General features: G+C 67.9%; 18 protein-coding genes. 10 read left to right on the forward strand and 8 right to left on the reverse strand.

All coding sequences use genetic code 11. From position 1 onward, the window contains the following. Positions 1-52 precede the first annotated feature (52 nt). Positions 53-1,096, forward strand: a complete 1,044-nt coding sequence (locus tag AC1REK_RS01780) for a histone deacetylase family protein (protein WP_316018183.1) — start codon at positions 53-55, stop codon at positions 1,094-1,096. A 220-nt stretch (positions 1,097-1,316) separates the two neighbouring features. Here the strand turns inward: AC1REK_RS01780 and msrA are convergent, their stop codons facing one another. Further along, positions 1,317-1,823 (reverse strand): peptide-methionine (S)-S-oxide reductase MsrA, encoded by a 507-nt coding sequence (gene msrA, locus AC1REK_RS01785; RefSeq protein WP_492267397.1) that lies wholly within the window; start codon positions 1,821-1,823, stop codon positions 1,317-1,319. Positions 1,824-2,039: 216 nt separating this feature from the next. Here msrA and AC1REK_RS01790 point away from each other — a divergent pair, with 216 nt between their 5' ends. Beyond that, positions 2,040-2,249, forward strand: coding sequence for a hypothetical protein (locus AC1REK_RS01790; protein ID WP_492267396.1), 210 nt, complete (start codon positions 2,040-2,042; stop codon positions 2,247-2,249). 40 nt (positions 2,250-2,289) lie between these two features. Here AC1REK_RS01790 and AC1REK_RS01795 read toward each other — a convergent pair whose 3' ends face one another. Continuing rightward, positions 2,290-3,846 (reverse strand): acetolactate synthase large subunit, encoded by a 1,557-nt coding sequence (locus AC1REK_RS01795; RefSeq protein ID WP_492267395.1) that lies wholly within the window; start codon positions 3,844-3,846, stop codon positions 2,290-2,292. A 241-nt stretch (positions 3,847-4,087) separates the two neighbouring features. On the opposite strand from AC1REK_RS01795, the gene AC1REK_RS01800 reads away from it, so the two are divergent. From AC1REK_RS01800 to AC1REK_RS01820, 5 genes are all read left to right on the forward strand, one after another. After that, on the forward strand, positions 4,088-5,041 hold the full coding sequence (locus tag AC1REK_RS01800; protein ID WP_492267394.1) for an ABC transporter substrate-binding protein: 954 nt from the start codon (positions 4,088-4,090) through the stop codon (positions 5,039-5,041). Beyond that, positions 5,038-5,553: a mismatch-specific DNA-glycosylase gene (locus tag AC1REK_RS01805; protein ID WP_492267393.1), complete on the forward strand. Its 516-nt coding sequence runs from the start codon at positions 5,038-5,040 to the stop codon at positions 5,551-5,553. The genes AC1REK_RS01800 and AC1REK_RS01805 overlap by 4 nt, the downstream gene beginning before the upstream one ends. A 2-nt stretch (positions 5,554-5,555) precedes the next feature. Beyond that, complete coding sequence (locus tag AC1REK_RS01810) at positions 5,556-6,329, forward strand: ABC transporter permease (RefSeq protein WP_316018188.1); 774 nt, start codon at positions 5,556-5,558, stop codon at positions 6,327-6,329. Continuing rightward, the gene (locus AC1REK_RS01815; RefSeq protein WP_492267392.1) at positions 6,326-7,111 is read left to right on the forward strand and encodes an ABC transporter ATP-binding protein; all 786 of its coding nucleotides are present in this window, start codon (positions 6,326-6,328) and stop codon (positions 7,109-7,111) included. Before AC1REK_RS01810 ends, AC1REK_RS01815 begins: the two co-directional genes overlap by 4 nt. A 214-nt stretch (positions 7,112-7,325) precedes the next feature. After that, positions 7,326-8,540 carry a class I SAM-dependent methyltransferase gene (locus AC1REK_RS01820; protein ID WP_492267391.1) on the forward strand — a complete coding sequence of 405 codons (1,215 nt, stop codon included), beginning with the start codon at positions 7,326-7,328 and terminating at the stop codon, positions 8,538-8,540. Here AC1REK_RS01820 and AC1REK_RS01825 read toward each other — a convergent pair. After that, positions 8,498-9,655: a citrate synthase family protein gene (locus AC1REK_RS01825; protein ID WP_492267390.1), complete on the reverse strand. Its 1,158-nt coding sequence runs from the start codon at positions 9,653-9,655 to the stop codon at positions 8,498-8,500. The two genes, AC1REK_RS01820 and AC1REK_RS01825, sit on opposite strands and share 43 nt — an antisense overlap. Before the next feature lie 95 nt (positions 9,656-9,750). Here AC1REK_RS01825 and AC1REK_RS01830 point away from each other — a divergent pair, with 95 nt between their 5' ends. Further along, positions 9,751-10,827 carry a citrate synthase/methylcitrate synthase gene (locus AC1REK_RS01830; RefSeq protein ID WP_492267389.1) on the forward strand — a complete coding sequence of 359 codons (1,077 nt, stop codon included), beginning with the start codon at positions 9,751-9,753 and terminating at the stop codon, positions 10,825-10,827. Between the two features lie 142 nt (positions 10,828-10,969). Here AC1REK_RS01830 and AC1REK_RS01835 read toward each other — a convergent pair whose 3' ends face one another. The 5 genes from AC1REK_RS01835 to hutI form a co-directional block, all read right to left on the reverse strand. After that, on the reverse strand, positions 10,970-11,548 hold the full coding sequence (locus AC1REK_RS01835; RefSeq protein ID WP_492267388.1) for a HutD/Ves family protein: 579 nt from the start codon (positions 11,546-11,548) through the stop codon (positions 10,970-10,972). Between the two features lie 160 nt (positions 11,549-11,708). Continuing rightward, positions 11,709-13,376, reverse strand: a complete 1,668-nt coding sequence (gene hutU, locus AC1REK_RS01840; RefSeq protein ID WP_492267387.1) for a urocanate hydratase — start codon at positions 13,374-13,376, stop codon at positions 11,709-11,711. After that, the gene (hutG, locus tag AC1REK_RS01845) at positions 13,373-14,179 is read right to left on the reverse strand and encodes an N-formylglutamate deformylase (protein ID WP_492267386.1); all 807 of its coding nucleotides are present in this window, start codon (positions 14,177-14,179) and stop codon (positions 13,373-13,375) included. The genes hutU and hutG overlap by 4 nt, the downstream gene beginning before the upstream one ends. Before the next feature lie 121 nt (positions 14,180-14,300). Beyond that, positions 14,301-15,827, reverse strand: coding sequence for a histidine ammonia-lyase (gene hutH, locus AC1REK_RS01850; RefSeq protein WP_492267385.1), 1,527 nt, complete (start codon positions 15,825-15,827; stop codon positions 14,301-14,303). Beyond that, a complete protein-coding gene (gene hutI / locus AC1REK_RS01855; RefSeq protein WP_492267384.1) occupies positions 15,824-17,032 on the reverse strand; it encodes an imidazolonepropionase in 1,209 nt (402 codons plus the stop codon). Before hutI ends, hutH begins: the two co-directional genes overlap by 4 nt. A 124-nt stretch (positions 17,033-17,156) precedes the next feature. Here hutI and AC1REK_RS01860 point away from each other — a divergent pair, with 124 nt between their 5' ends. Together AC1REK_RS01860 and hutC are read left to right on the forward strand one after the other, a co-directional pair. Beyond that, entirely contained in the window at positions 17,157-18,524 is a 1,368-nt protein-coding gene (locus tag AC1REK_RS01860) for a formimidoylglutamate deiminase (protein ID WP_492267383.1), read from the forward strand. Positions 18,525-18,538: 14 nt separating this feature from the next. Then, positions 18,539-19,288, forward strand: a complete 750-nt coding sequence (gene hutC, locus AC1REK_RS01865; protein ID WP_327520352.1) for a histidine utilization transcriptional repressor HutC — start codon at positions 18,539-18,541, stop codon at positions 19,286-19,288. Positions 19,289-19,330 lie beyond the last annotated feature (42 nt).

Raw genomic sequence — 19,330 nt, forward strand, 5'->3', positions numbered from 1 at the left:
TTTTTCATGGCCGAATGGCGCCCGTCCGAGCATCGAAGCGAGTCGAATCCGCATGCGCGCCTTCTACCATCCCGAACAATCGCTCCACGATCCCCAGCAGTACATGCGCTTCGGCCGTGTCGTCCCGCCGAAGGACCTGCCGGAGCGGACCGAAAAGCTGCTGGCCGCGCTCGCGCGCCACGGCATCGGCCCGGAGACGCCGCAGCAACACGGCACGGCGCCGATCCTGGCGGTGCATGACGAGGGCTTCATCCAGTTCCTGCAGACGGCCTGGGCCCGCTGGCAGGAGCTGCCGGCCGAGCGCGGCCCGGAGGTCTGGCCTGCGACCTTCCCTTATTGGAGCGGCAGGCCGGACGAGGACAAGCGCCCGCCCTGTCGCCCGACCGGCTTCCTCGGCCAGCTCGGCTGGTATCTCGGCGATCTCTCGGTGCCGATCGGTGAGCATTGCTGGGTCTCGACGCTGCGCTCGACCGAAACGGCGGTCTCCGGCGCCGACGCGGTGCTCGCCGGAGAGCGTGCCGTCTATGCGCTCTGCCGCCCTTCCGGCCACCATGCCCGGGCCGACCGCTCCAGCGGCTTCTGCTATGTCAACAACAGCGCGATCGCCGCGCAGCGTCTGCGCAGCCGCTACGGCAAGGTCGCGATCCTCGACGTCGACGCGCATCACGGCGACGGCACCCAGCAGATCTTCTATCGGCGCGACGACGTGCTGACGGTCTCGATCCATGCCGATCCGTCGAACTATTACCCGTTCTTCACCGGCTACGACGACGAGCGCGGCAATGGGCCGGGCGAAGGCTTCAACCTCAACCTCCCGCTCGTCCATGGCGCCGCCGGGCCGGAAATGGAGGCGGCGATCGACCGGGCCGGACGCGCGATTCGCGAGTTCGGTGCCGAGGCGCTCGTCCTCGCGCTCGGCTACGACGCCCATAAGGATGACCCGATCGGCGTGCTGAAGCTCGAATCCGCCGATTTCGGCACCATTGGCCGCCAGGTCAAGGCGATGGGTCTGCCGACCCTCGTGGTGCAGGAAGGCGGCTACGCGATAGAGGCGATCGGCGAGTGCCTCGATGCGTTCCTGGGCGGGTTCAAATAGCGCTCCTTCTCCCCCTATGGGCGAAGAAGGTCCCGGCTGGGGGATGAGGGCGCTTTGACCGGGTGAAACGAGAAAAGGGCCGCTTGCGCGACCCTTCCCTCATCCGTCAGCGCGATGCGCTGCCACCTTCTCCCGCCGCATGTCGGACGTTTCCGACATGCGCATCCAAAAGTACCAATCTCGGGCGAGCCCGAGATTGGTGGGGAGAGGGTCGATTGCGTTACTCCGCGGCCTCGCGCCGCGGCAGCACCCAGTCCGGCCGGACCCAATGGCAGGTATAGCCGGCCGGGTAGCGCTCCAGATAATCCTGGTGCTCCGGCTCGGCCTCCCAGAAATCGCCTTCGGGCCTCACTTCAGTGACCACCTTGCCCGGCCAGCGGCCGGAGGCGTTCACCGCGGCGATCACCTCCTCGGCGATCTGCTTCTGCGCCCCGTCGACATAGTAGATCCCCGAGCGATAGCTGGTGCCGAGATCGTTGCCCTGGCGATTCAGCGTCGTCGGGTCGTGGATCTGGAAGAAAAACTCCACCAGCTGCCGGTAGCCGATCTTGGCGGGGTCGAAGACGATCTCGATCCCCTCGGCGTGGGTCCCGTGATTGCGATAGGTCGCGTTCTTCACGTCGCCGCCGGTATAGCCGACCCGGGTCGTCTCGACGCCGGGGAGCTTGCGGATCAGGTCCTGCATGCCCCAGAAGCAGCCGCCTGCGAGTACAGCACGTTCCGTCATGTCAAACCTCCTTGCTTGCGGCGACATAAGCATCGGCAAGCGAATTCGCCATGTCACAGCGTTAGGTTACGGCTGGCAAGGCAGGTCGCTGCAAGCGGCTGCTCGGCCGTGGTTCTCCAACTCGGCTTGGCCACGCCGATTTCCGCCAATCACGCTGCCCTGCACCTTCTTGGATTGGTTTAATCGATTCTTCGCCAATGAGATGTATTGGGAGGCATGCTCGGCCTCTGGGATTCCGTCAGCGCGTGGTTCTGGGACATTCCGAGTCTCTGGGCCGCCTTTTGGCGAGCCCTGATTACGGCCTTTGCGGCGGTCTCGATGAGCATGCTGATGGGCCTGCCCGCAGACATACCTTTCACGGCTCAATGGTTATGCCTGATCTGGTTCTTCGGTCGCTGGCAGCACCAAAAGCGGCAGAAGTCCTGAGAGCGCGGAAGGTCCGCGCTCCAGCAAACGCCGTTCTCGCTCAGATCACCGCCTCGATCAGGAACGGCCCCTTCCGTGACAGCGCGCCCTTGAACAGCCTGGTGAACTCCTCGGCCGTGCTGGCGCGGCTAGCCTCGACGCCCATGCTCCTGGCCATCGCGACCCAGTCGAGTGCCGGCTGGTCGAGGTTGAGCATCTGCGTCGCGTTCTTGCCGAAATCGTTGACGCCGACCGCCCGCATCTCGCCATGCAGGATCGCATAGGTCCGGTTGGCGAAGATCACGGTGACGACGTCGAGGTTCTCGCGGGCCTGCGTCCACAGGCCCTGGACCGTGTACATGCCCGAGCCGTCTGCCTGCATGCCGATGACCTTGCGGTCGGGGCAGGCGACCGCCGCGCCGATCGCCAGCGGGATGCCCTCGCCGATCGCGCCGCCGGTGAGCTGGATATAGTCGTGCTGCGGCGCGTGATGGCACTGCGCATAGAACATCCGGCCCGACGAGATCGATTCGTCGCAGATGATGCTGTTCTCGGGCAGCAGCGTCGAGACGATGGTGCAGACCTTGTCGGCGTCGAGCGTGCCGGTCGGGAGCGCTTCGTTTGCCGGGGCGGCTTCGGCGATGAAGGCCGGCGCCACGGTGCGGGCCGACAATTCGTCCGCCAATGCCGCGATCGCGCCGGGCAGATCGTCGCCGGGCGCCGCAAGCGTTTCGACCGCGCAGCCGTCATGAATCAGCCGGCCGGGCTTGCCGGGATAGGCGAAGAAGCCGACCGGCACCTGCGCCCCGACCAGCACCAGGAGATCGACGTTCTCGAGCTGCTTCAGCGCCATGTCGATCGGATAGGGCACCTTCGGCAGCGCGACGCGGCCGGCGCCGCGCTCGATGCGGCCGTTCGACATCTGGCCGAAGACGCGGGCCCCGGTCGCGGCGCAGATCCGCGCGGCAATTTCCATCGGGCCCTCCCGCAGCGCGAGGCCGGTCATCATCAGCGCCGCGCGCGAACCATGCTTGCGCAGCAGCGCCGCGATCTCCCGCACCCGTGCCGGGTCGGCGCTCTTCAAGGCGGGAACCTTGGTTGGCGCGAGCGTCGCAGGCTCGACGCTGCCCCAGGCGCAATCGGCCGGCAGGATCACTGTGGTGACGCCGGGCAGGGAGAGCGAGGCGGCATAGGCCTCGCCGATCGCCGGGCCGACATCCTCCGGGTTCGCGATGCGCCGGACGAAGTTGGACATCGGCCAGGCCAGCCCTTCGATGTCGCTGGTTAGCGGCGCGTCGTGCTGAAGATGGTAGGTCGCGTGGTCGCCGACGACATTGATCATCGGTGTCCGGGCACGCTTGGCGTTGTGCATGTTGGCGAGGGCGTTCGCCATGCCAGGCCCGCAATGCAGCAGCGTCGCCGCCGGCTTGTCGGCCATGCGGGCATAGCCGTCGGCGGCCCCGGTCACCACGCCCTCGAACAGGCCGAGCACGCAGCGCATCTGCGGCTTGCGGTCGAGCGCCGCGACGAAGTGCATTTCGGAGGTGCCGGGATTGGCGAAGCAGACGTCGACGTCGTTGATCAAAAGGGTGTCGCAGAGGCGGTCGGCGCCGTTCATTCGGAAAACCTCGTCCAGTAGGCGCAGGCGCCGGGGAGGCGAGGGGAGGAGATATCCCGCCTGCTGTCAAACAAGAGAAATTCATTGCCTCCCCCAGCGTCGTTGATGCTGGCTTGACTGATTTGCATAGGCATTTAACCTGCCTTGGAACAAAGGTTGCATCGTGCCACGACGAGGCTGTGTTCAGCTCCGCCGAGCGAGGCCGGCGCAGATAAACGGGGAAGGGTTTCGGATGACGGGTATGAAGCGTATCGGAGCGGCGGCTGGCCTCGGGCTCGCGGCGCTCCTGGCGGCGGGCGCCGCCCAGGCGCAGACCAAGCTGACGATCGGCATGTCGGGCTGGACCGGCTTCGCGCCGCTGACGCTGGCCAAGGAAGCCGGCATCTTCGCCAAGAACGGCCTCGACGTGACGATCAAGAAGATCCCGCAGAAGGACCGCCACCTCGCCATCGCCTCGGGCGACATCCAGTGCGCCGCGACCACGGTCGAGACCTGGATCGTCTGGGATGCCGCCGGCATCAAGACCAAGCAGATCTTCCAGCTCGACAAGAGTTACGGCGCCGACGGCATGGCCGTGCGCGGCTCGACCGGCTCGATCAAGGATCTCAAGGGCAAGACCGTCGCCGCCTCGGCGCCCGGCACCTCGCCCTATTTCGCCCTTGCCTGGTTCCTGAAGGAGAACGGCATGTCGGTGAAGGACGTCAATGTCGTCAACATGGAGCCGGGCCCGGCGGCGCAGGCCTTCATCGCCGGCCAGAACGACGCGGCGATGACCTACGAGCCCTATCTCTCGGCGGTGCGCGACAAGCCCGATTCCGGCAAGATCATCGCCACCACGCTCGACTATCCTATGGTGATGGACACGTTCGGCTGCACGCCGAAGTTCCTGAGCGAGAACGATGCCGCCGCGCAGGCACTGACCAAGAGCTATTTCGAAGCGCTCGAGATGATCAAGGCCGAGAAGGACAAGGCCTATACGATCATGGGCGCCGATGTGAAGCAGTCGGGCGAGCAGTTCGGCAAGTCGGCCGGCTTCCTGCGCTGGTCCGACGCCGAGGGCAACAAGAAGTTCTTCGCCGGCGACTGGCAGACCTTCACCAACAAGGCGGCCGACCTCCTGCTCGAAATCGGCCTGATCAAGACGAAGCCCGACATCAACACGCTGGTCGAGACGAAGTACGTCGCCGGCAAGTGAGCGATGATGTCCTGCCGGATGTGCTGACGCCCGGCCTGCATGTCGTGTTCTGCGGCACGCAGGCCGGCGCGGCCTCCGCCCGGCGGGGCGCCTACTATGCCGGCCCCGGCAACAAGTTCTGGAAGACCCTGTTCGATACCGCGCTGGTTCCTCGGCAGCTGGGCCCCGCGGACTTCCCGGATTTGCCGCGATACGGCATCGGCTTCACCGACGTTGCGAAAGCGACGTCGGGGCCCGACTCGGCATTGACGCGGCAGCATTTCGACATAGCGGGCCTTCTGGCCAAGCTTCATGCGCATGCTCCGGCGATCGTCGCGTTCAACGGCAAGCGTGCTGCTCAGGCCGCGCTGGGAGAAGAGAGGGGACTGAAGCTCGCCTATGGTCTCCAGCCCTCCCTCCTTGTAGGAAGCCGCGTCTTCATCCTGCCCTCAACCTCGGGGGCGGCCTCCGGCTACTGGTCCATCGAGCCCTGGCGTGAACTCGCCGCTCTCGTGAAGGAAACAAGTTTCTGACGATGAAACCCCTCCAGCCGGTCTCCGGCGGCGTCCGCATCGGTTACGGCGTCGCCTTCTTCGCGCTTTTCGTCGCCTTCTGGTCGGTCGCGACCTTCGGCGGCTATGTCCAGAAGCTCTTCCTCGCCGATCCGCTGACCATGGTGGCGGAGGGCTGGAACCTGCTCACCGTCCACGGCTTCATGTTCGATATCGGCATGACGATCTGGCGGGTGCTCGGGGGGTTCGTCCTTGCCGTGCTCGTCGCTCTGCCGCTCGGCATCCTGATGGGCGCCTACAAGCCGATCGAGGCTTTCCTCGAGCCCTTCGTCTCCTTCGCGCGCTATCTGCCGGCCTCGGCCTTCATTCCGCTGCTGATCCTCTGGGCCGGCATCGGCGAGACCCAGAAGCTGCTCGTCATCTTTATCGGCTCGGTCTTCCAGCTCATCCTGATGATCGCCGTTTCGGTCGGCTCGATCCGGCGTGACCTGGTGGATGCGGCCTATACGCTCGGCGCCAGCGATTCCTCGGTCGTTCGCCGGGTGCTCCTGCCCAATGCCGCCCCCGAGATCGCCGAGATCTTCCGCCTCGTGCTCGGCTGGGCCTGGACCTATGTCATCGTCGCCGAGCTGATCGGCTCTTCCTCCGGCATCGGCCACATGATCGTCGACAGCCAGGCGCTGCTCAACACCGGGCAGATCATCTTCGGCATCATCGTCATCGGCCTGATCGGCCTGATCTCCGATTTCCTGTTCAAGGCGGTCAACCAGCGCCTGTTTCCGTGGGCGCAGGCATGAGCAAGCTTCTGATCGACCAGGTCGGCAAGGTCTTTCCGGCGCGCGGCAAGGGGCAGCCGACGCGCGCGCTGATGCCGACCTCGCTGAAGGTCGCCGACAACGACTTCATCACCATCCTCGGTCCTTCCGGCTGCGGGAAGTCGACACTGCTGCGCATCATCGGCGGGCTGGAGACGGCGAGCGAAGGCAAGATCCTGCTCGACGGTGCGCCGGTCACCGGGCCGGGCGCCGATCGCGGCTTCGTCTTCCAGAGCTACACGCTGTTCCCCTGGCTGACCGTGGTCCAGAACATCGCCTTCGGCCTGCGCGAGAAGGGCGTGCCGGAACGTGAGCGGCTCGACATCGCCCGCAAATGGGCGGAGCGCGTCGGTCTTGCCGGCTTCGTCGATCATTTCCCGAAGCAGCTTTCCGGCGGCATGCAGCAGCGCACCGCGATCGCCCGCGCCCTCGCCAACGATCCAAAGATCCTGCTGCTCGACGAGCCCTTCGGCGCGCTCGACAACCAGACCCGCGCGCTGATGCAGGAAATGCTGCTCGGCATCTGGGAGCGCGAGCAGAAGACCGTGCTCTTCGTCACCCACGACATCGAGGAGGCGATCTTCGTCGGCTCGCGCGTCGTGGTGATGAGCGCGAGGCCCGGCCGGATCAAGGCCGACATCGCCATCGACCTGCCGCATCCGCGCCCCTACACGATCAAGACCACGCCGGACTTCGTCGCGCTCAAGGAGCGGCTGGTCGAGGAGATCCGTGTCGAGGCCGTGCTGGCGGCCGAGGGGCACTGAGGCGGCGCGGTTGCGGTACCGCCCTGCAGTTGCAGCGGCGTAGTTGCCGGCGGCACTGGCGACAGGTGAAGCGCACCCCCATCTTTCCTGCAAATGGGGCTGACGGCCGCGATATGCGGCCAGTGTAGAGCGGAATTGCATCGACTCATCTGCCGCAAGGCCGGGTGTCGTTGCCATTCTACACTGCAAAGGGGCACTGCCATGAGGTGGGGCCATGCGCGCACTGATTGCGAGAATGCTGTCCCGGCTGGTCCGGGAGCCCAGGATTGACGTCGTCTTCGCCGATGGATCGTTGCATTCGGCCGGGTCGGGCTCGACCGCGGCGGTACGGCTGAGGATTGCCGACCGCGAGACCGAATGGCGGCTCGCGCTCGATCCCGAGCTTGCCCTCGGCGAGGCGGTGATGGATGGCCGCGTCATCGTCGAGCGCGGCACGCTCTACCAACTGCTCGAAGCCCTGGTCTGCGGGCTGTCGCGCCAGCCGCCCTCGGCCTGGGCCGGGGCTTTAGGGCGCTTGCGGACCTCGATCCGCCGCATCAAGCAGCACAACACCCCGAGCTGGGCGAAAAGCAACGTCCACCACCATTACGATCTCAAGCGCGCCTTCTTCGAGCTCTTCCTCGATGCGGACCAGCAGTATTCCTGCGCCTTCTTCGAGCGGCCGGACGCCACGCTGGAGGAGGCCCAGGAGGCCAAGAAGCGTCGGATCGCCGCGAAGCTCGCACTGGAGCCCGGCCAGCGGGTTCTCGATATCGGCAGCGGCTGGGGTGGGCTCGGCCTGAGCATCGCCCGCCAGACCGGCGGCCACGTCACCGGCATCACGCTTTCGGAGGAGCAGTTTGTCCGTTCCAGCGAGCGTGCGGCGGAGTCCGGCCTGCCGGTCGAATTCCGCCTGCAGGATTATCGCGACGTCAAGGAGCGCTTCGACCGGGTCGTCTCGGTCGGCATGTTCGAGCATGTCGGCGTCGGCTATTACCGCGATTATTTCCGCAAGATCTCGGAACTGCTCGTCGATGACGGCGTCGCGCTGATCCATACGATCGGGCGCGCCACCCCACCCGGCGCCACCAACCCCTTCATCGCCAAGCACATCTTCCCGGGCGGCTATATCCCGGCCCTGTCGGAGATATCGGCCGCCGTCGAGAAGGAGGGGCTGGTCATCACCGATGTCGAGGTGCTGCGCCTGCATTATGCGCAGACGCTGAAGGCCTGGCGCGAGCGCTTCCTGGCGCGCCGCGGCGAGGCGGTCGCAATGTATGACGAGCGCTTCGCCAGGATGTGGGAGTTCTACCTCGCCGCGTCGGAAGCGAGCTTCCGCTATGACGGGCTGGTGGTCTTCCAGCTCCAGCTCGCCAAGCGGCTCGATACCTTGCCGATGACCCGCGACTACATGGTGCCGGGCGTCGCCACGGGGGCCGGGCCGACATAGCGGGCACGCGGCCGGATCAGTCTTCCGGTCTCGTTCTGCTCCAGCGCATGGGCGAGCCAGCCGGAGCAGCGCGCGGCGGCGAAGATCTGGAAGGGCGCGTCCGCCGGCAAGCCGAGCCGCGCAGCAAGTGCAGCCAGCGCGAAGTCGATGTTCGGCTCTTCTCCGGTCAGCGCAGCGATGGCGGCCTGCGCCCGCGCATAGGCGGGCGGCAGCGCGAAGGCTGCGAGCAGCACCCGCGCCCGCGGATCGCCATCGGTGTAGAGCGGATGGCCGAAGCCCGGCAGCCCAGCGCCGGTCTCCAGCCGCGCCGCGAGGGTGGTCTCCAGCCCGTCGCGCTCGATATCCCGCATCAGCGCCAGTACCCGCGGCGCGACGCCGCCATGCAGGGGGCCGGAAAGCGCCGCGAGGCCCGCCATGGCGCAGGCTGCGAGCGAGGCCCCGGTCGAGGCGGTGACGCGCGCGGCGAAGGTCGAGGCGTTGAGCTCATGGTCGGCGAGCAGGACGAGCGCCCGCCGGATCGGCTCGGCGCCTTGCGTCTCGCAACGCCAGGCCCGCGCCAGCCGCGCATGGATCGGCCCTTCGCCCGGCCCGCCGGCGATGGCGTCGACCAGCGTGTCGAGCACGGCGGCGGCTTCCAAATAGAGCGCCTTCTTGGCCCGGCCCGCCATCGGCCGGTCGGTCGCGGTGCGCGCCGCGATCACCGCGAAGATGCGCGCCAGCGGCTCGCCCGGCGGTACGACCGTCGCCAAAGGCGGGAAGCGCTGCGTGCCGCAATCCCAGAGCAGGCGCGCGACGTCCTCCAGCTTGGCGCTCTCGGCGAGGCGCACCGCGTCCTGCCCGCGATACCAGAGGCCGCCGCGCTCGATCGTGGTGATGCTGGAGGACAGCACCGGCTCGCCATAGGCGATCGCGTCCTCGGCGATGGCGGCCGGGCGCCGGCCGCGCGCCTTGCGGTGCTCCAGCCGGGCGACGTCCTCGGCACGGTAGAGGCTGCGCCTTGAATCGCCTTCGTCGCCGCGCGCCTCGATCAGCCCGCGGCTGACATAGGCGTAGAGCGTCTGCGGCTTCAGTCCGAGCCGCGCCATCGCCTCCTGTGCGGTCAACCAGTCCTGCATCACCTCTCCCAAAGATATGTTGATTATATTGTTCAAGGTTGATTGTTGCAATGCGGGAGCCGATCCTCAGGCGAAGCCTTTGAGGAGTTCCTGACATGTCCGATGGTCTCGATGACGTCGTCGCCGCCCATACCGTGCTCTCGGAAGTCGACGGCGCCGCCGGCCGCCTGGTGATCCGCGGCCACAGCCTCGCCGAGCTCGCCGGTCGTACCAGCTTCGAAGAGATGGCAGCGCTGATGTTCGACGGCCTGCTGCCCGGCCTGCCGCAGGGGCGTGACCTCACGGCAGCGCTTGGCCAGGCCCGCGCCGATCTCTTCGGCATCGTCGAGCGTACTGCGCTGTCGGATGATCTCGGGCCGGTCGAGGCGATCCGTGCCTGGACGGCGCAGATCGCGGATGGCGAGGGGCCCGACACCGCGCTGAAACTGCTCGCCGCGCCGGCCGTCTTCACTGCTGCCGCCGTGCGCAAGCGGCGCGGCCTTGCCCCGATCGCCCCCGATCCCGCGCTGTCGCAGGCGGCCGATACGCTGCGCATGCTGCGCGGCGAGGCGCCGACCGCAGCTCAGGCCGCCGCCCTCGACACCTATCTCGTCACGGTCGCCGATCACGGCCTCAACGCCTCGACCTTCGCGGCGCGCGTCGTCGCATCGACCCGCGCCGGGCTGGTCTCGGCCGTGCTGGCCGGGATCAGCGCGCTCAAGGGGCCGCTGCATGGCGGCGCGCCGGGGCCGGTGATCGAGATGCTCGATGCGATCGGCGAGCCGGCCAATGCCCGCGCCTGGCTGGAGGATGCGCTGGGTCGCGGCGAGCGTCTGATGGGCTTCGGCCATCGCATCTATCGCGTCCGCGATCCGCGCGCCGATGCGCTGAAGCAGGCGATCGCCAAGCTCGGCGCGGATGCCGGGCGCCTGCGCCATGCCGAGGCGGTCGAGCAGGCGGCGCTCGCCATCCTGCGCGAGCGCAAGCCCGGCCGTTCGCTCGAGACCAATGTCGAGTTCTACACGGCGCTGCTGCTGGAGGCGCTCGGCTTCCCGCCGGAGGCCTTCACCTGCGTCTTCGCGCTCGGCCGCACCACCGGCTGGCTCGCCCATGCCCGCGAGCAGATCGAGACCGGACGCCTGATCCGGCCGCAATCGGTCTATGTCGGCCCGCAGCCGCGGCAGGCGGCGTGAGTGTTACGCGCGGGATCCCCTCTCCTGTAAGGAGAGGGGTAGGGGTGAGGTGTAGGCGGCCCGACTAGTTGCGTGAGCGTCGAACGCGGATGGGTTGAGGCTCGCGATATCTCTCCCGAACACCTCACCCTGTCCTCTCCTTTCAGGAGAGGGTTCCCCGCGTCTCCATCGTTAGCCAGACCGCATAAAGCTCTGCCTCATTGCCGCTCACGACCAGCTCGACGGGCCCGGGCGCCTCCAGGATCGCATTGTCGCCGGCGGGTAGCGCTGCGCCATTCACCAACCATTCGCCCTTGCGGGCAACCAGCACCAGCAGGCTCTCGCTCGCCGTGAGCGAGCCGGCGTTCGACAAGCGCTCGACCCGGTGCCGCCAGCGGCCGCGTCGGCTCATCACGTTGAGATCGTCGATCGCCCCATCGACCAGCATTCCGTCGACCGCCCGGTCGGCGGCGAAAGGGTAGGGCGCGCTGCTGCGGTCGAGCTTGACGCGCTCGCCATCGCCGAAGGCCAGCGTGATGCCGGCCCCGGTCAGCACCGACAATGTCCGGTCGATGCCGGGGAAGGACGAGAACGGCCCGTCCTGCCCGACATGGGCCATGCTGATCCGCCAGTCGAAATCATCGAGCGAGGCGCTTTCGGGAGCCACCGCGATCTCGGTCGTCGTCCCGCCGCCGTTCTTCCAAGGCATGGTCCGGCAGTCGGCGGCGCGGATGATGCGCATGGATCGGTCCTTCGAACTCAAGCGGCCACCCTTGTCATTCCGGGGCGCCCGAAGGGCGAACCCGGAACCCACGACGGGGTGCAACGTGGTGATCAGTAAGGTTCACCCAGTCGTGGGTTCCGGGTTCTCCGCTGCGCGGAGCCCCGGAATGACACATGGGTCAGCCCAGAATACCGGGCAGCTTCAGCCCCTTCTCCCGGGCGCAGTCGAGCGCGATGTCGTAGCCGGCATCGGCATGGCGCATCACGCCGGTGGCGGGGTCGTTCCAGAGCACGCGCTCCAGGCGCTTGGCCGCTTCCGGCGTGCCGTCGGCGACGATCACCACGCCCGAATGCTGCGAATAGCCCATGCCGACGCCGCCGCCATGGTGCAGCGAGACCCAGGTCGCGCCGCCGGCGGTGTTGAGCAGGGCGTTGAGCAGCGGCCAGTCGGAGACCGCGTCCGAGCCGTCCTTCATCGCCTCGGTCTCGCGGTTGGGCGAGGCGACCGAGCCGGAATCGAGATGGTCGCGGCCGATCACGACCGGGGCCTTGAGCTCGCCCTTGGCCACCATCTCGTTGAAGGCGAGACCGAGCCGGTGGCGGTCGCCGAGGCCGACCCAGCAGATCCGCGCCGGCAGGCCCTGGAACTGGATGCGCTCGCGCGCCATGTCGAGCCAGTTGTGCAGGTGCTTGTCGTCCGGCAGCAGTTCCTTGACGCGCTGGTCGGTGCGGTAGATGTCCTCGGGATCGCCCGAGAGCGCGGCCCAGCGGAACGGGCCGATGCCGCGGCAGAACAGCGGGCGGATATAGGCCGGCACGAAGCCCGGGAAATCGAAGGCGTTGTCGACGCCCATATCCTTGGCCATCTGGCGGATATTGTTGCCGTAATCGAGCGTCGGCACGCCCATGCGCTGGAAGTCGAGCATCGCCCTCACATGCTCGGCCATCGACGTCTTGGCGGCCTCGATCGTTCCGGCCGGGTCGCGCTCCTTGCGCTCTTCCCATTCTTCCAGGGTCCAGCCGGCCGGCAGATAGCCGTTGAGCGGGTCATGCGCCGAGGTCTGGTCGGTGACGACATCCGGGCGGATGCCGCGGCGAACCATGTCCGGGAAGATCTCGGCGGCATTGCCGAGCACGCCGACCGAGACGGCTTTGCCTTTGGCATGGGCGGCCTCGATGATCTTCAAGGCTTCGTCGACGCTGTCCGCCTTCTCGTCGAGATAGCGGGTGCGCAGGCGGAAATCGATCGAGGACGGCTTGCACTCGACCGCGATCATCGAGGCGCCGGCCATGGTCGCGGCGAGCGGCTGGGCGCCGCCCATGCCGCCGAGGCCGCCGGTCAGGATCCATTTGCCCTTGAGGCTGCCATTATAGTGCTGGCGGCCGACCTCGACGAAGGTCTCGTAGGTTCCCTGAACGATGCCCTGCGTGCCGATATAGATCCAGGAGCCGGCCGTCATCTGGCCGTACATCATCAGCCCGGCCTTATCGAGATGATGGAAATGCTCCCAGTTGGCATAGGCCGGGACGAGGTTGGAATTGGCGATCAGGACGCGCGGCGCGTCCGGATGCGTCTTGAAGACGCCGACCGGCTTGCCCGACTGGACCAGCAGCGTCTCGTCGGCCTCCAGCCCGCGCAGGGCGCCGACGATCCGGTCGAAATCCTCCCAGGTGCGGGCGGCGCGGCCGATGCCGCCATAGACCACGAGCTCGCCAGGCTTCTCGGCGACATCCGGGTCGAGATTGTTCATCAGCATGCGCAGCGCCGCTTCGGTCAGCCAGGACTTGGCGGTGCGGTCGGTGCCTTTCGGGCTGCGGATGACGCGGCTGTTGTCGATGCGGGTCATGACTTCGTCCGTTCGATGTGGCTGGCCGCTGCGAGCGCGGCTTCGATCATGGCGGAGAGGGCGGATTGCAGGCTGGCGGCGCGGGCCGCGTCGAAGGTCCAGGGCGGCGCTTCCTCGGCGAGGTAGGCGCTGAGCGCGATCTCCATCTGGAGCGCGTGCACATGGTCACTGGGGTGGCCGTAATGCCGGGTGATCCAGCCACCCTTGAAGCGGCCGTTGACGACCTGGGTGAAGGCGCTGCCGGCCATGGCCTTGACCGCGGCGGCTTCGACTGCGGCCGCGGCGCTCCGGCCGGAATTGGTGCCGAGATTGAGCGTCGGCAGCGTGCCGGGGAACAGGCGTGGGATCGCCGACTTGATCGAGTGGCAGTCCCAGAGCAGGCAGAAGCCGTGCTGCGCCTTGGCATGCGCGATCTCGGCGGCGAGCGCGTCATGATAGGGCTGGAAATAGGCTTTTCGCCGCCGCTCGATCTCGGCCTCGCCGGGAGGCATCGTCCAGATCGCTTCGCCGGAAAAGGTGGTGGTCGGCACCAGCTCGGTCGTCGCCTGGCCGGGATAGAGCGAGACGCCGGCCGGGTCGCGGTTGAGGTCGATGACGAAGCGCGACAGCGAGGCCTCGACGATCGTTGGTTTGAAACGCTCGGCAAAGCCGTAGAGCTGGCGCATGTGCCAGTCGGTGTCCTCGACCTGGGTGCCGCGCATGTTGAGCTGCGCCGCGACCTCGGCCGGCAGGCCGGTTCCGGGATGCGGCATGGAGAGGACGAGCGGCGAAGAGCCGCGCTTGACCGAGACGATATCGGTCATGCCCTGCCTCCAACGTCATGCTCGGCCTTGTGCCGAGCATCCACGTCTTGAACACCACGCTCGACCAGCGAAGACGTGGATGGTCGGGACAAGCCCGACCATGACGGAAAGGGGGAGTTCTTCATGCCGAAAGCTCCCCATAGCTGTCGACCCCCGCCGCCTTGCCGAGCGTGCCCGAGAGCACGAGCTCCGTCGCAGCGGCGAGGTCGGGTGCGAGATAGCGGTCCTCGGTCAGCGGCGCGATTTTTTCGCGGATCAGCGCCAGCACTGGCTCCAACCGCGGCGAGGTTTTCATCGGGCGGTGATGCTCGATCGCCTCGGCGGCGGCCATCAGCTCGACCGCGACGATGCTCGCCGCGTTCTTCGCCATCTCGATCAGGCGGAAGGCGCCATGCGTCGCCATCGAGACATGGTCTTCCTGGTTGGCCGAGGTCGGGATGGTGTCGACGGAAGCCGGATAGGCCTTCTGCTTGTTCTCGGAGGCCAGCGCCGCCGCCGTCACCTGCGCGATCATGAACCCGGAGTTGAGGCCGGCGTCGCGGGCGAGGAAGGGTGGCAGGCCGCTCATCACGGGATCGACCAGGAGCGCGATCCGGCGCTCGGCGAGGTTGCCGATCTCGCAGACCGCCATCGCCAGCATGTCGGCGGCAAAGGCGACCGGCTCGGCGTGGAAATTACCACCCGAGACGATCTCGCCGGGCCCCAGCACCAGCGGGTTGTCGGTTACGGCGTTGGCCTCGATCGCGAGCGTCGCGGCCGCATTGCCGAGAAGGTCGCGTACCGCGCCCATCACCTGTGGCTGGCAGCGCAGCGAATAGGGGTCCTGCACCTTGCTGTCGCCGAAGCGGTGGCTCTCGCGGATCTCGCTGCCGGCGACGAGGTCGAGCAGCAGGGCCGCGACCTTGATCTGGCCTGGCTGGCCGCGCAGCTTCTGGATGCGTGGATCGAACGGCGTGTCGGAGCCTTTCAGCGCATCGACCGAGAGCGCCCCGGCGATCAGCGCCGCGTCGAAGACGCGGGCGATGCTGGCGAGGCCGGCCAGCGCCAGCGAGGCCGAGACCTGCGTGCCGTTGATCAGCGCGAGGCCTTCCTTGGCGCCTAGCGCGAGCGGCTGCTGGCCGATGCGCTTCAGCGCCTCGGCGGCCGGCAGCACCTCGCCCTTCAGCCTGATCTCGCCGACGCCCATCAGCGCGGCGGTGAGATGGGCGAGCGGGGCAAGGTCGCCGGAGGCGCCGACCGAGCCCTTGGCCGGCACGACCGGCAACGCGCCGGCCCTGAGCGCGCCGACCAGCGCCTCGACAACGACGGGGCGGATGCCGGAGGCGCCGCGCGCCAGGCTCGCTGCCTTCATGGCGAGGATCAGCGCGACGACCTCGTCCGGCAAGGCAGGGCCGGTGCCGACCGCATGCGAGAGGATGAGGTTGCGCTGCAGCGTCGCGAGGTCGGCGTCGGCTATGCGAACGCTGGCGAGCTTCCCGAAGCCGGTGTTGACGCCATAGGTCACGGTGCCCTTGGCGACGATCTCGTCGACGATCGCCTGGGCGCCGGCGATCGCGCCGGTTTCGGAAAGAGCGACGCTGGCGCCGTCGAGGACATGGCGCCAGTCGGCGAGGCGGGCCTCGCCGGGGGTGAGAGAGAGCGTGGTCATTGTCCGTTCCGGATGCGGGCGTGAAGCGGGTTAAAGCCGATGCGATAGGCGAGCTCGGCCGGACGCTCGATCTCCCAGATCGCGAGATCGCAGGCCTTGCCGGTCTCCAGCGTGCCGGTCTCGGCCTGGAGGCCGAGGGCGCGCGCGGCATTGCGGGTCATGCCGGCCAGCGCCTCCTCCGGCGTCAGCCGGAACAGGGTGCAGCCCATGTTCATGGTCAGGAGCGGCGAGGTCAGCGGCGAGGTGCCGGGATTGGCGTCGGTGGCGAGCGCGATCGGCACGCCATGCTGGCGCAAGAGCTCGATCGGCGGCTTCACGGTCTCGCGCAGGAAGTAGAAGGCGCCGGGCAGGATCACCGCGACCGTGCCGGCCTTGGCCATCGCGATGACGCCGGCCTCGTCGAGATGTTCGAGATGATCGGCCGAGAGCGCGCCCATGCCGGCGGCGAGCGCCGCCCCGCCGAGATTGGAGAGCTGCTCGGCATGGATCTTGATCGCCAGACCCTTCGCCTTGGCCGCGGCGAAGACGCGCGCGGTCTCCTCCGGCGAGAAGGCGATGCCCTCGCAGAACACGTCGACGGCGTCGGCAAGGTCGCCGGCCGCCACGGCGTCGAGCATCGGCCCGGTGACGAGGTCGATATAGTCGCCGGACCGGCCCTTGAACTCGGGCGGCACCGCATGCGCGCCGAGGAAGGTGGTCAGCACGCGGACCGGCTGCTCGCGCCCGAGCCGGCGGGCGACGGCGAGCACCTTGACCTCGCTCGCGACGTCGAGCCCGTAGCCCGACTTGATCTCGACGGTGGTGACGCCCTCGGCGATCAGCGCGGAAAGCCGCTTCTCGGCGCTGGCGAAGAGTTCGTCCTCGCTCGCTGCGCGCGTCGCCTTGACCGAGGAGACGATGCCGCCGCCGGCGCGGGCGATCTCCTCATAGCTCGCGCCCTTCAGACGCAGTTCGAACTCATGGGCGCGGTCGCCGCCATAGACGAGGTGGGTGTGGCAATCGATCAGGCCGGGCGTGATCCAGCGGCCCTCGCAATCGATGGTCTCGGCCGCCGAAAAGGCGGGCGCCGTGGCGCGCGGGCCGACATGGACGATGCGCCCGTCGCGTGCTGCAATGACCCCGTCCTCGATCGCGCCATAGGCGGAGGAGGCGCCTTCGGCCATCGTCGCCAGTCGCGCATTCAGCCAGAGCCGGTCGCAGCTCAAAGACGTTTCCGCCACCATTGCCCGTCGCACCCTCTCGACTTCGCTTTCGTTCCGGGTAAGCTAGCCAATTGCATATGCAAAAGGCAAGCGCTTAATTGCATATGCAATTAGAGAGGTGGATGGCATGGCGGTCAGGCAGGAACTGTATCTCGAGGAAGCGTTGCTGCCGGAGGGCTTCGCGCGTGGCGTCACGCTGCTTGTCGAGGACGGCGTCATCGCCTCGGTCTCCCGTGATGGCGCGGCCCCAGCGGCAGCGACACGACTGTCGGGGTTGACCTTGCCCGGACTGCCCAATCTGCACAGCCACACCTTCCAGCGCGGCATGGCCGGTCTCTCCGAGCGGCGCGGCGCTTCCGAGGATTCGTTCTGGACCTGGCGCGAGGTGATGTACCGCTTCCTCGACCGGCTGAACCCCGACGATGTCCAGGCGATCGCCGCCCAGGCCATGGTCGAGATGCTCGAAGGCGGCTTCACCGCACTCGCCGAGTTCCACTACCTGCATCACGACAAGGATGGCCGCGCCTATGCCGACATCGCCACCATGGGCGGGGCGATCGCCGCCGCGGCGGGCGAGACCGGCATCGGCCTGACGCTACTCCCGGTGCTCTACCGCTACGGTAATTTCGGCAAGGCGCCGGCCGCGCCCGGCCAGCGCCGCTTCCTCAATGATCGCGACGCCTATCAGCGGCTTCTCGAAGGCAGCGAGAAGGCGGTCGCTTCTTTGCCGGACGCCAGGGTCGGCGTCGCGCCGCACTCGCTGCGGGCGGTGGCGCTCGACGATTTGCCCTGGATCGCCGCGCTCAGGCCTGAAACCCCGGTGCATATCCATGTCGCAGAGCAGATGCGCGAGGTCGAGGACAGCATCGCCATCACCGGCCGCCGCCCGGTCGAGCTCCTGCTGGCGAGCGTCGCCGTCGACGGGCGCTGGTGCCTGATCCATGCGACGCATCTGAGCGACGCCGAGCGCGACGCCATGGCGCGCAGCGGTGCGGTGGCGGGCCTGTGCCCGATCACCGAGGCCAATCTCGGCGACGGCATCTTCGACGGCGTTCGCTATCGCGCCGCCGGAGGGCGCATCGGCGTCGGCAGCGATTCCAACATCGAGATCGGGGCGGGCGGCGAATTGCGTCTGCTCGAATATTCGCAGCGCCTGCGCGACCGGCGCCGGGCGCTCTGGGCCGAACCCGGCACATCCGCCGGCGTCAGGCTCTGGCAGGATGCCTGTGCCGGCGGCGCCCAGGCTTGCGGGCGCAGCATCGGCGCCATCTCCCCGGGAGCGAGGGCCGATCTCGTGACGCTCGCTGCCGAACATCCGGCCGTGGTCGGCAAGTCCGGCGACTTCGCGCTCGACAGCGCGGTCTTCGCGGCGCCCGCCCTGCCGGTCGAGACCGTGATCGTCGGTGGAAAGACTGTGGTCAGCGGCGGCCGGCACATTGACCGGGCGCGCATCGCCGCGCGCTATGGCACGGTCATCCGAAATCTGCTCGCCTGAGCCGGAAAGAGTCCATGTCCGCAAGCCAGATCGACGCCGTAGCTCTCGATGGCGCCGGTCCGCTCTACGACCAGATCCGGCGCGCCATTCGCGACCTCATCCTGAACGGCGCCTGGCCGCCGGGGACGGTCGTGCCGCCCGAGCATGCCCTGATGGAGCGCCTCGGCGCCTCCCGCATGACGGTGCACCGCGCTTTGGGCCAGCTGGCGCGCGAAGGGCTGATCACACGCCGGCGCCGCTCCGGAACCATCGTCGCGAGCCCGCCGGCGAGCCATGCCATGCTCGACATCCTCTCGATTCCCGAAGAGGTGCGCGGGCTGGGCCATGAGTATTCCTACAGGATCCTGGCGCGGCGCGACGGCCGGGCGCAACGGCCGGTCGTCGCCCTGTTCGAACTCGGCCGAGCCGTCGAGGTGGTGCATCTGACGGTGCTACACTTCGCTGACGGCGTGCCGCATGTGCTGGAAGAGCGGGTGATCCATCTCGCCACCGTGCCGGCGGCCGGACAAGAGCAGTTTGCCGCCATGCCGCCGGGGGACTGGCTGCTGCAGAACAGTCTGTGGTCGCAGGCGGAGCACGCGATCAGCGCCGTCGCGGCGGAGACCGATCAGGCACAACTCCTCGCCATCGGCGAGGGAGAGCCCTGCCTGCTCGTCGAGCGGCGGACCTGGAACCAGCGCGAACCGGTGACTGCGGTGCGCCTGCTTTATCCGGGCGGCCGCCATCGCTTCATCGGCCGCTTCGGGCCCTATGGCAAAGTCTAGCGCCGACGAGGAGCGGTTGAGCACCGCCCCTCGCAGCTAGAG

The organism is Allobosea sp. GW823-FHT02B03 (assembly GCF_058797755.1).

Coding starts and splice junctions, on each gene's coding strand:
- AC1REK_RS01790 (WP_492267396.1), top strand. CDS start 2,040: ATGCTCGGCCTCTGGGATTCCGTCAGCGCGTGGTTCTGGGACATTCCG.
- AC1REK_RS01780 (WP_316018183.1), top strand. CDS start 53: ATGCGCGCCTTCTACCATCCCGAACAATCGCTCCACGATCCCCAGCAG.
- AC1REK_RS01795 (WP_492267395.1), bottom strand. CDS start 3,846: ATGAACGGCGCCGACCGCCTCTGCGACACCCTTTTGATCAACGACGTC.
- AC1REK_RS01835 (WP_492267388.1), bottom strand. CDS start 11,548: ATGCGCATCATCCGCGCCGCCGACTGCCGGACCATGCCTTGGAAGAAC.
- hutC (WP_327520352.1), top strand. CDS start 18,539: ATGTCCGCAAGCCAGATCGACGCCGTAGCTCTCGATGGCGCCGGTCCG.
- msrA (WP_492267397.1), bottom strand. CDS start 1,823: ATGACGGAACGTGCTGTACTCGCAGGCGGCTGCTTCTGGGGCATGCAG.
- AC1REK_RS01815 (WP_492267392.1), top strand. CDS start 6,326: ATGAGCAAGCTTCTGATCGACCAGGTCGGCAAGGTCTTTCCGGCGCGC.
- hutU (WP_492267387.1), bottom strand. CDS start 13,376: ATGACCCGCATCGACAACAGCCGCGTCATCCGCAGCCCGAAAGGCACC.
- hutG (WP_492267386.1), bottom strand. CDS start 14,179: ATGACCGATATCGTCTCGGTCAAGCGCGGCTCTTCGCCGCTCGTCCTC.
- AC1REK_RS01860 (WP_492267383.1), top strand. CDS start 17,157: ATGGCGGTCAGGCAGGAACTGTATCTCGAGGAAGCGTTGCTGCCGGAG.
- AC1REK_RS01800 (WP_492267394.1), top strand. CDS start 4,088: ATGAAGCGTATCGGAGCGGCGGCTGGCCTCGGGCTCGCGGCGCTCCTG.
- hutH (WP_492267385.1), bottom strand. CDS start 15,827: ATGACCACGCTCTCTCTCACCCCCGGCGAGGCCCGCCTCGCCGACTGG.
- AC1REK_RS01830 (WP_492267389.1), top strand. CDS start 9,751: ATGTCCGATGGTCTCGATGACGTCGTCGCCGCCCATACCGTGCTCTCG.
- AC1REK_RS01825 (WP_492267390.1), bottom strand. CDS start 9,655: ATGCAGGACTGGTTGACCGCACAGGAGGCGATGGCGCGGCTCGGACTG.
- AC1REK_RS01810 (WP_316018188.1), top strand. CDS start 5,556: ATGAAACCCCTCCAGCCGGTCTCCGGCGGCGTCCGCATCGGTTACGGC.
- AC1REK_RS01820 (WP_492267391.1), top strand. CDS start 7,326: ATGCGCGCACTGATTGCGAGAATGCTGTCCCGGCTGGTCCGGGAGCCC.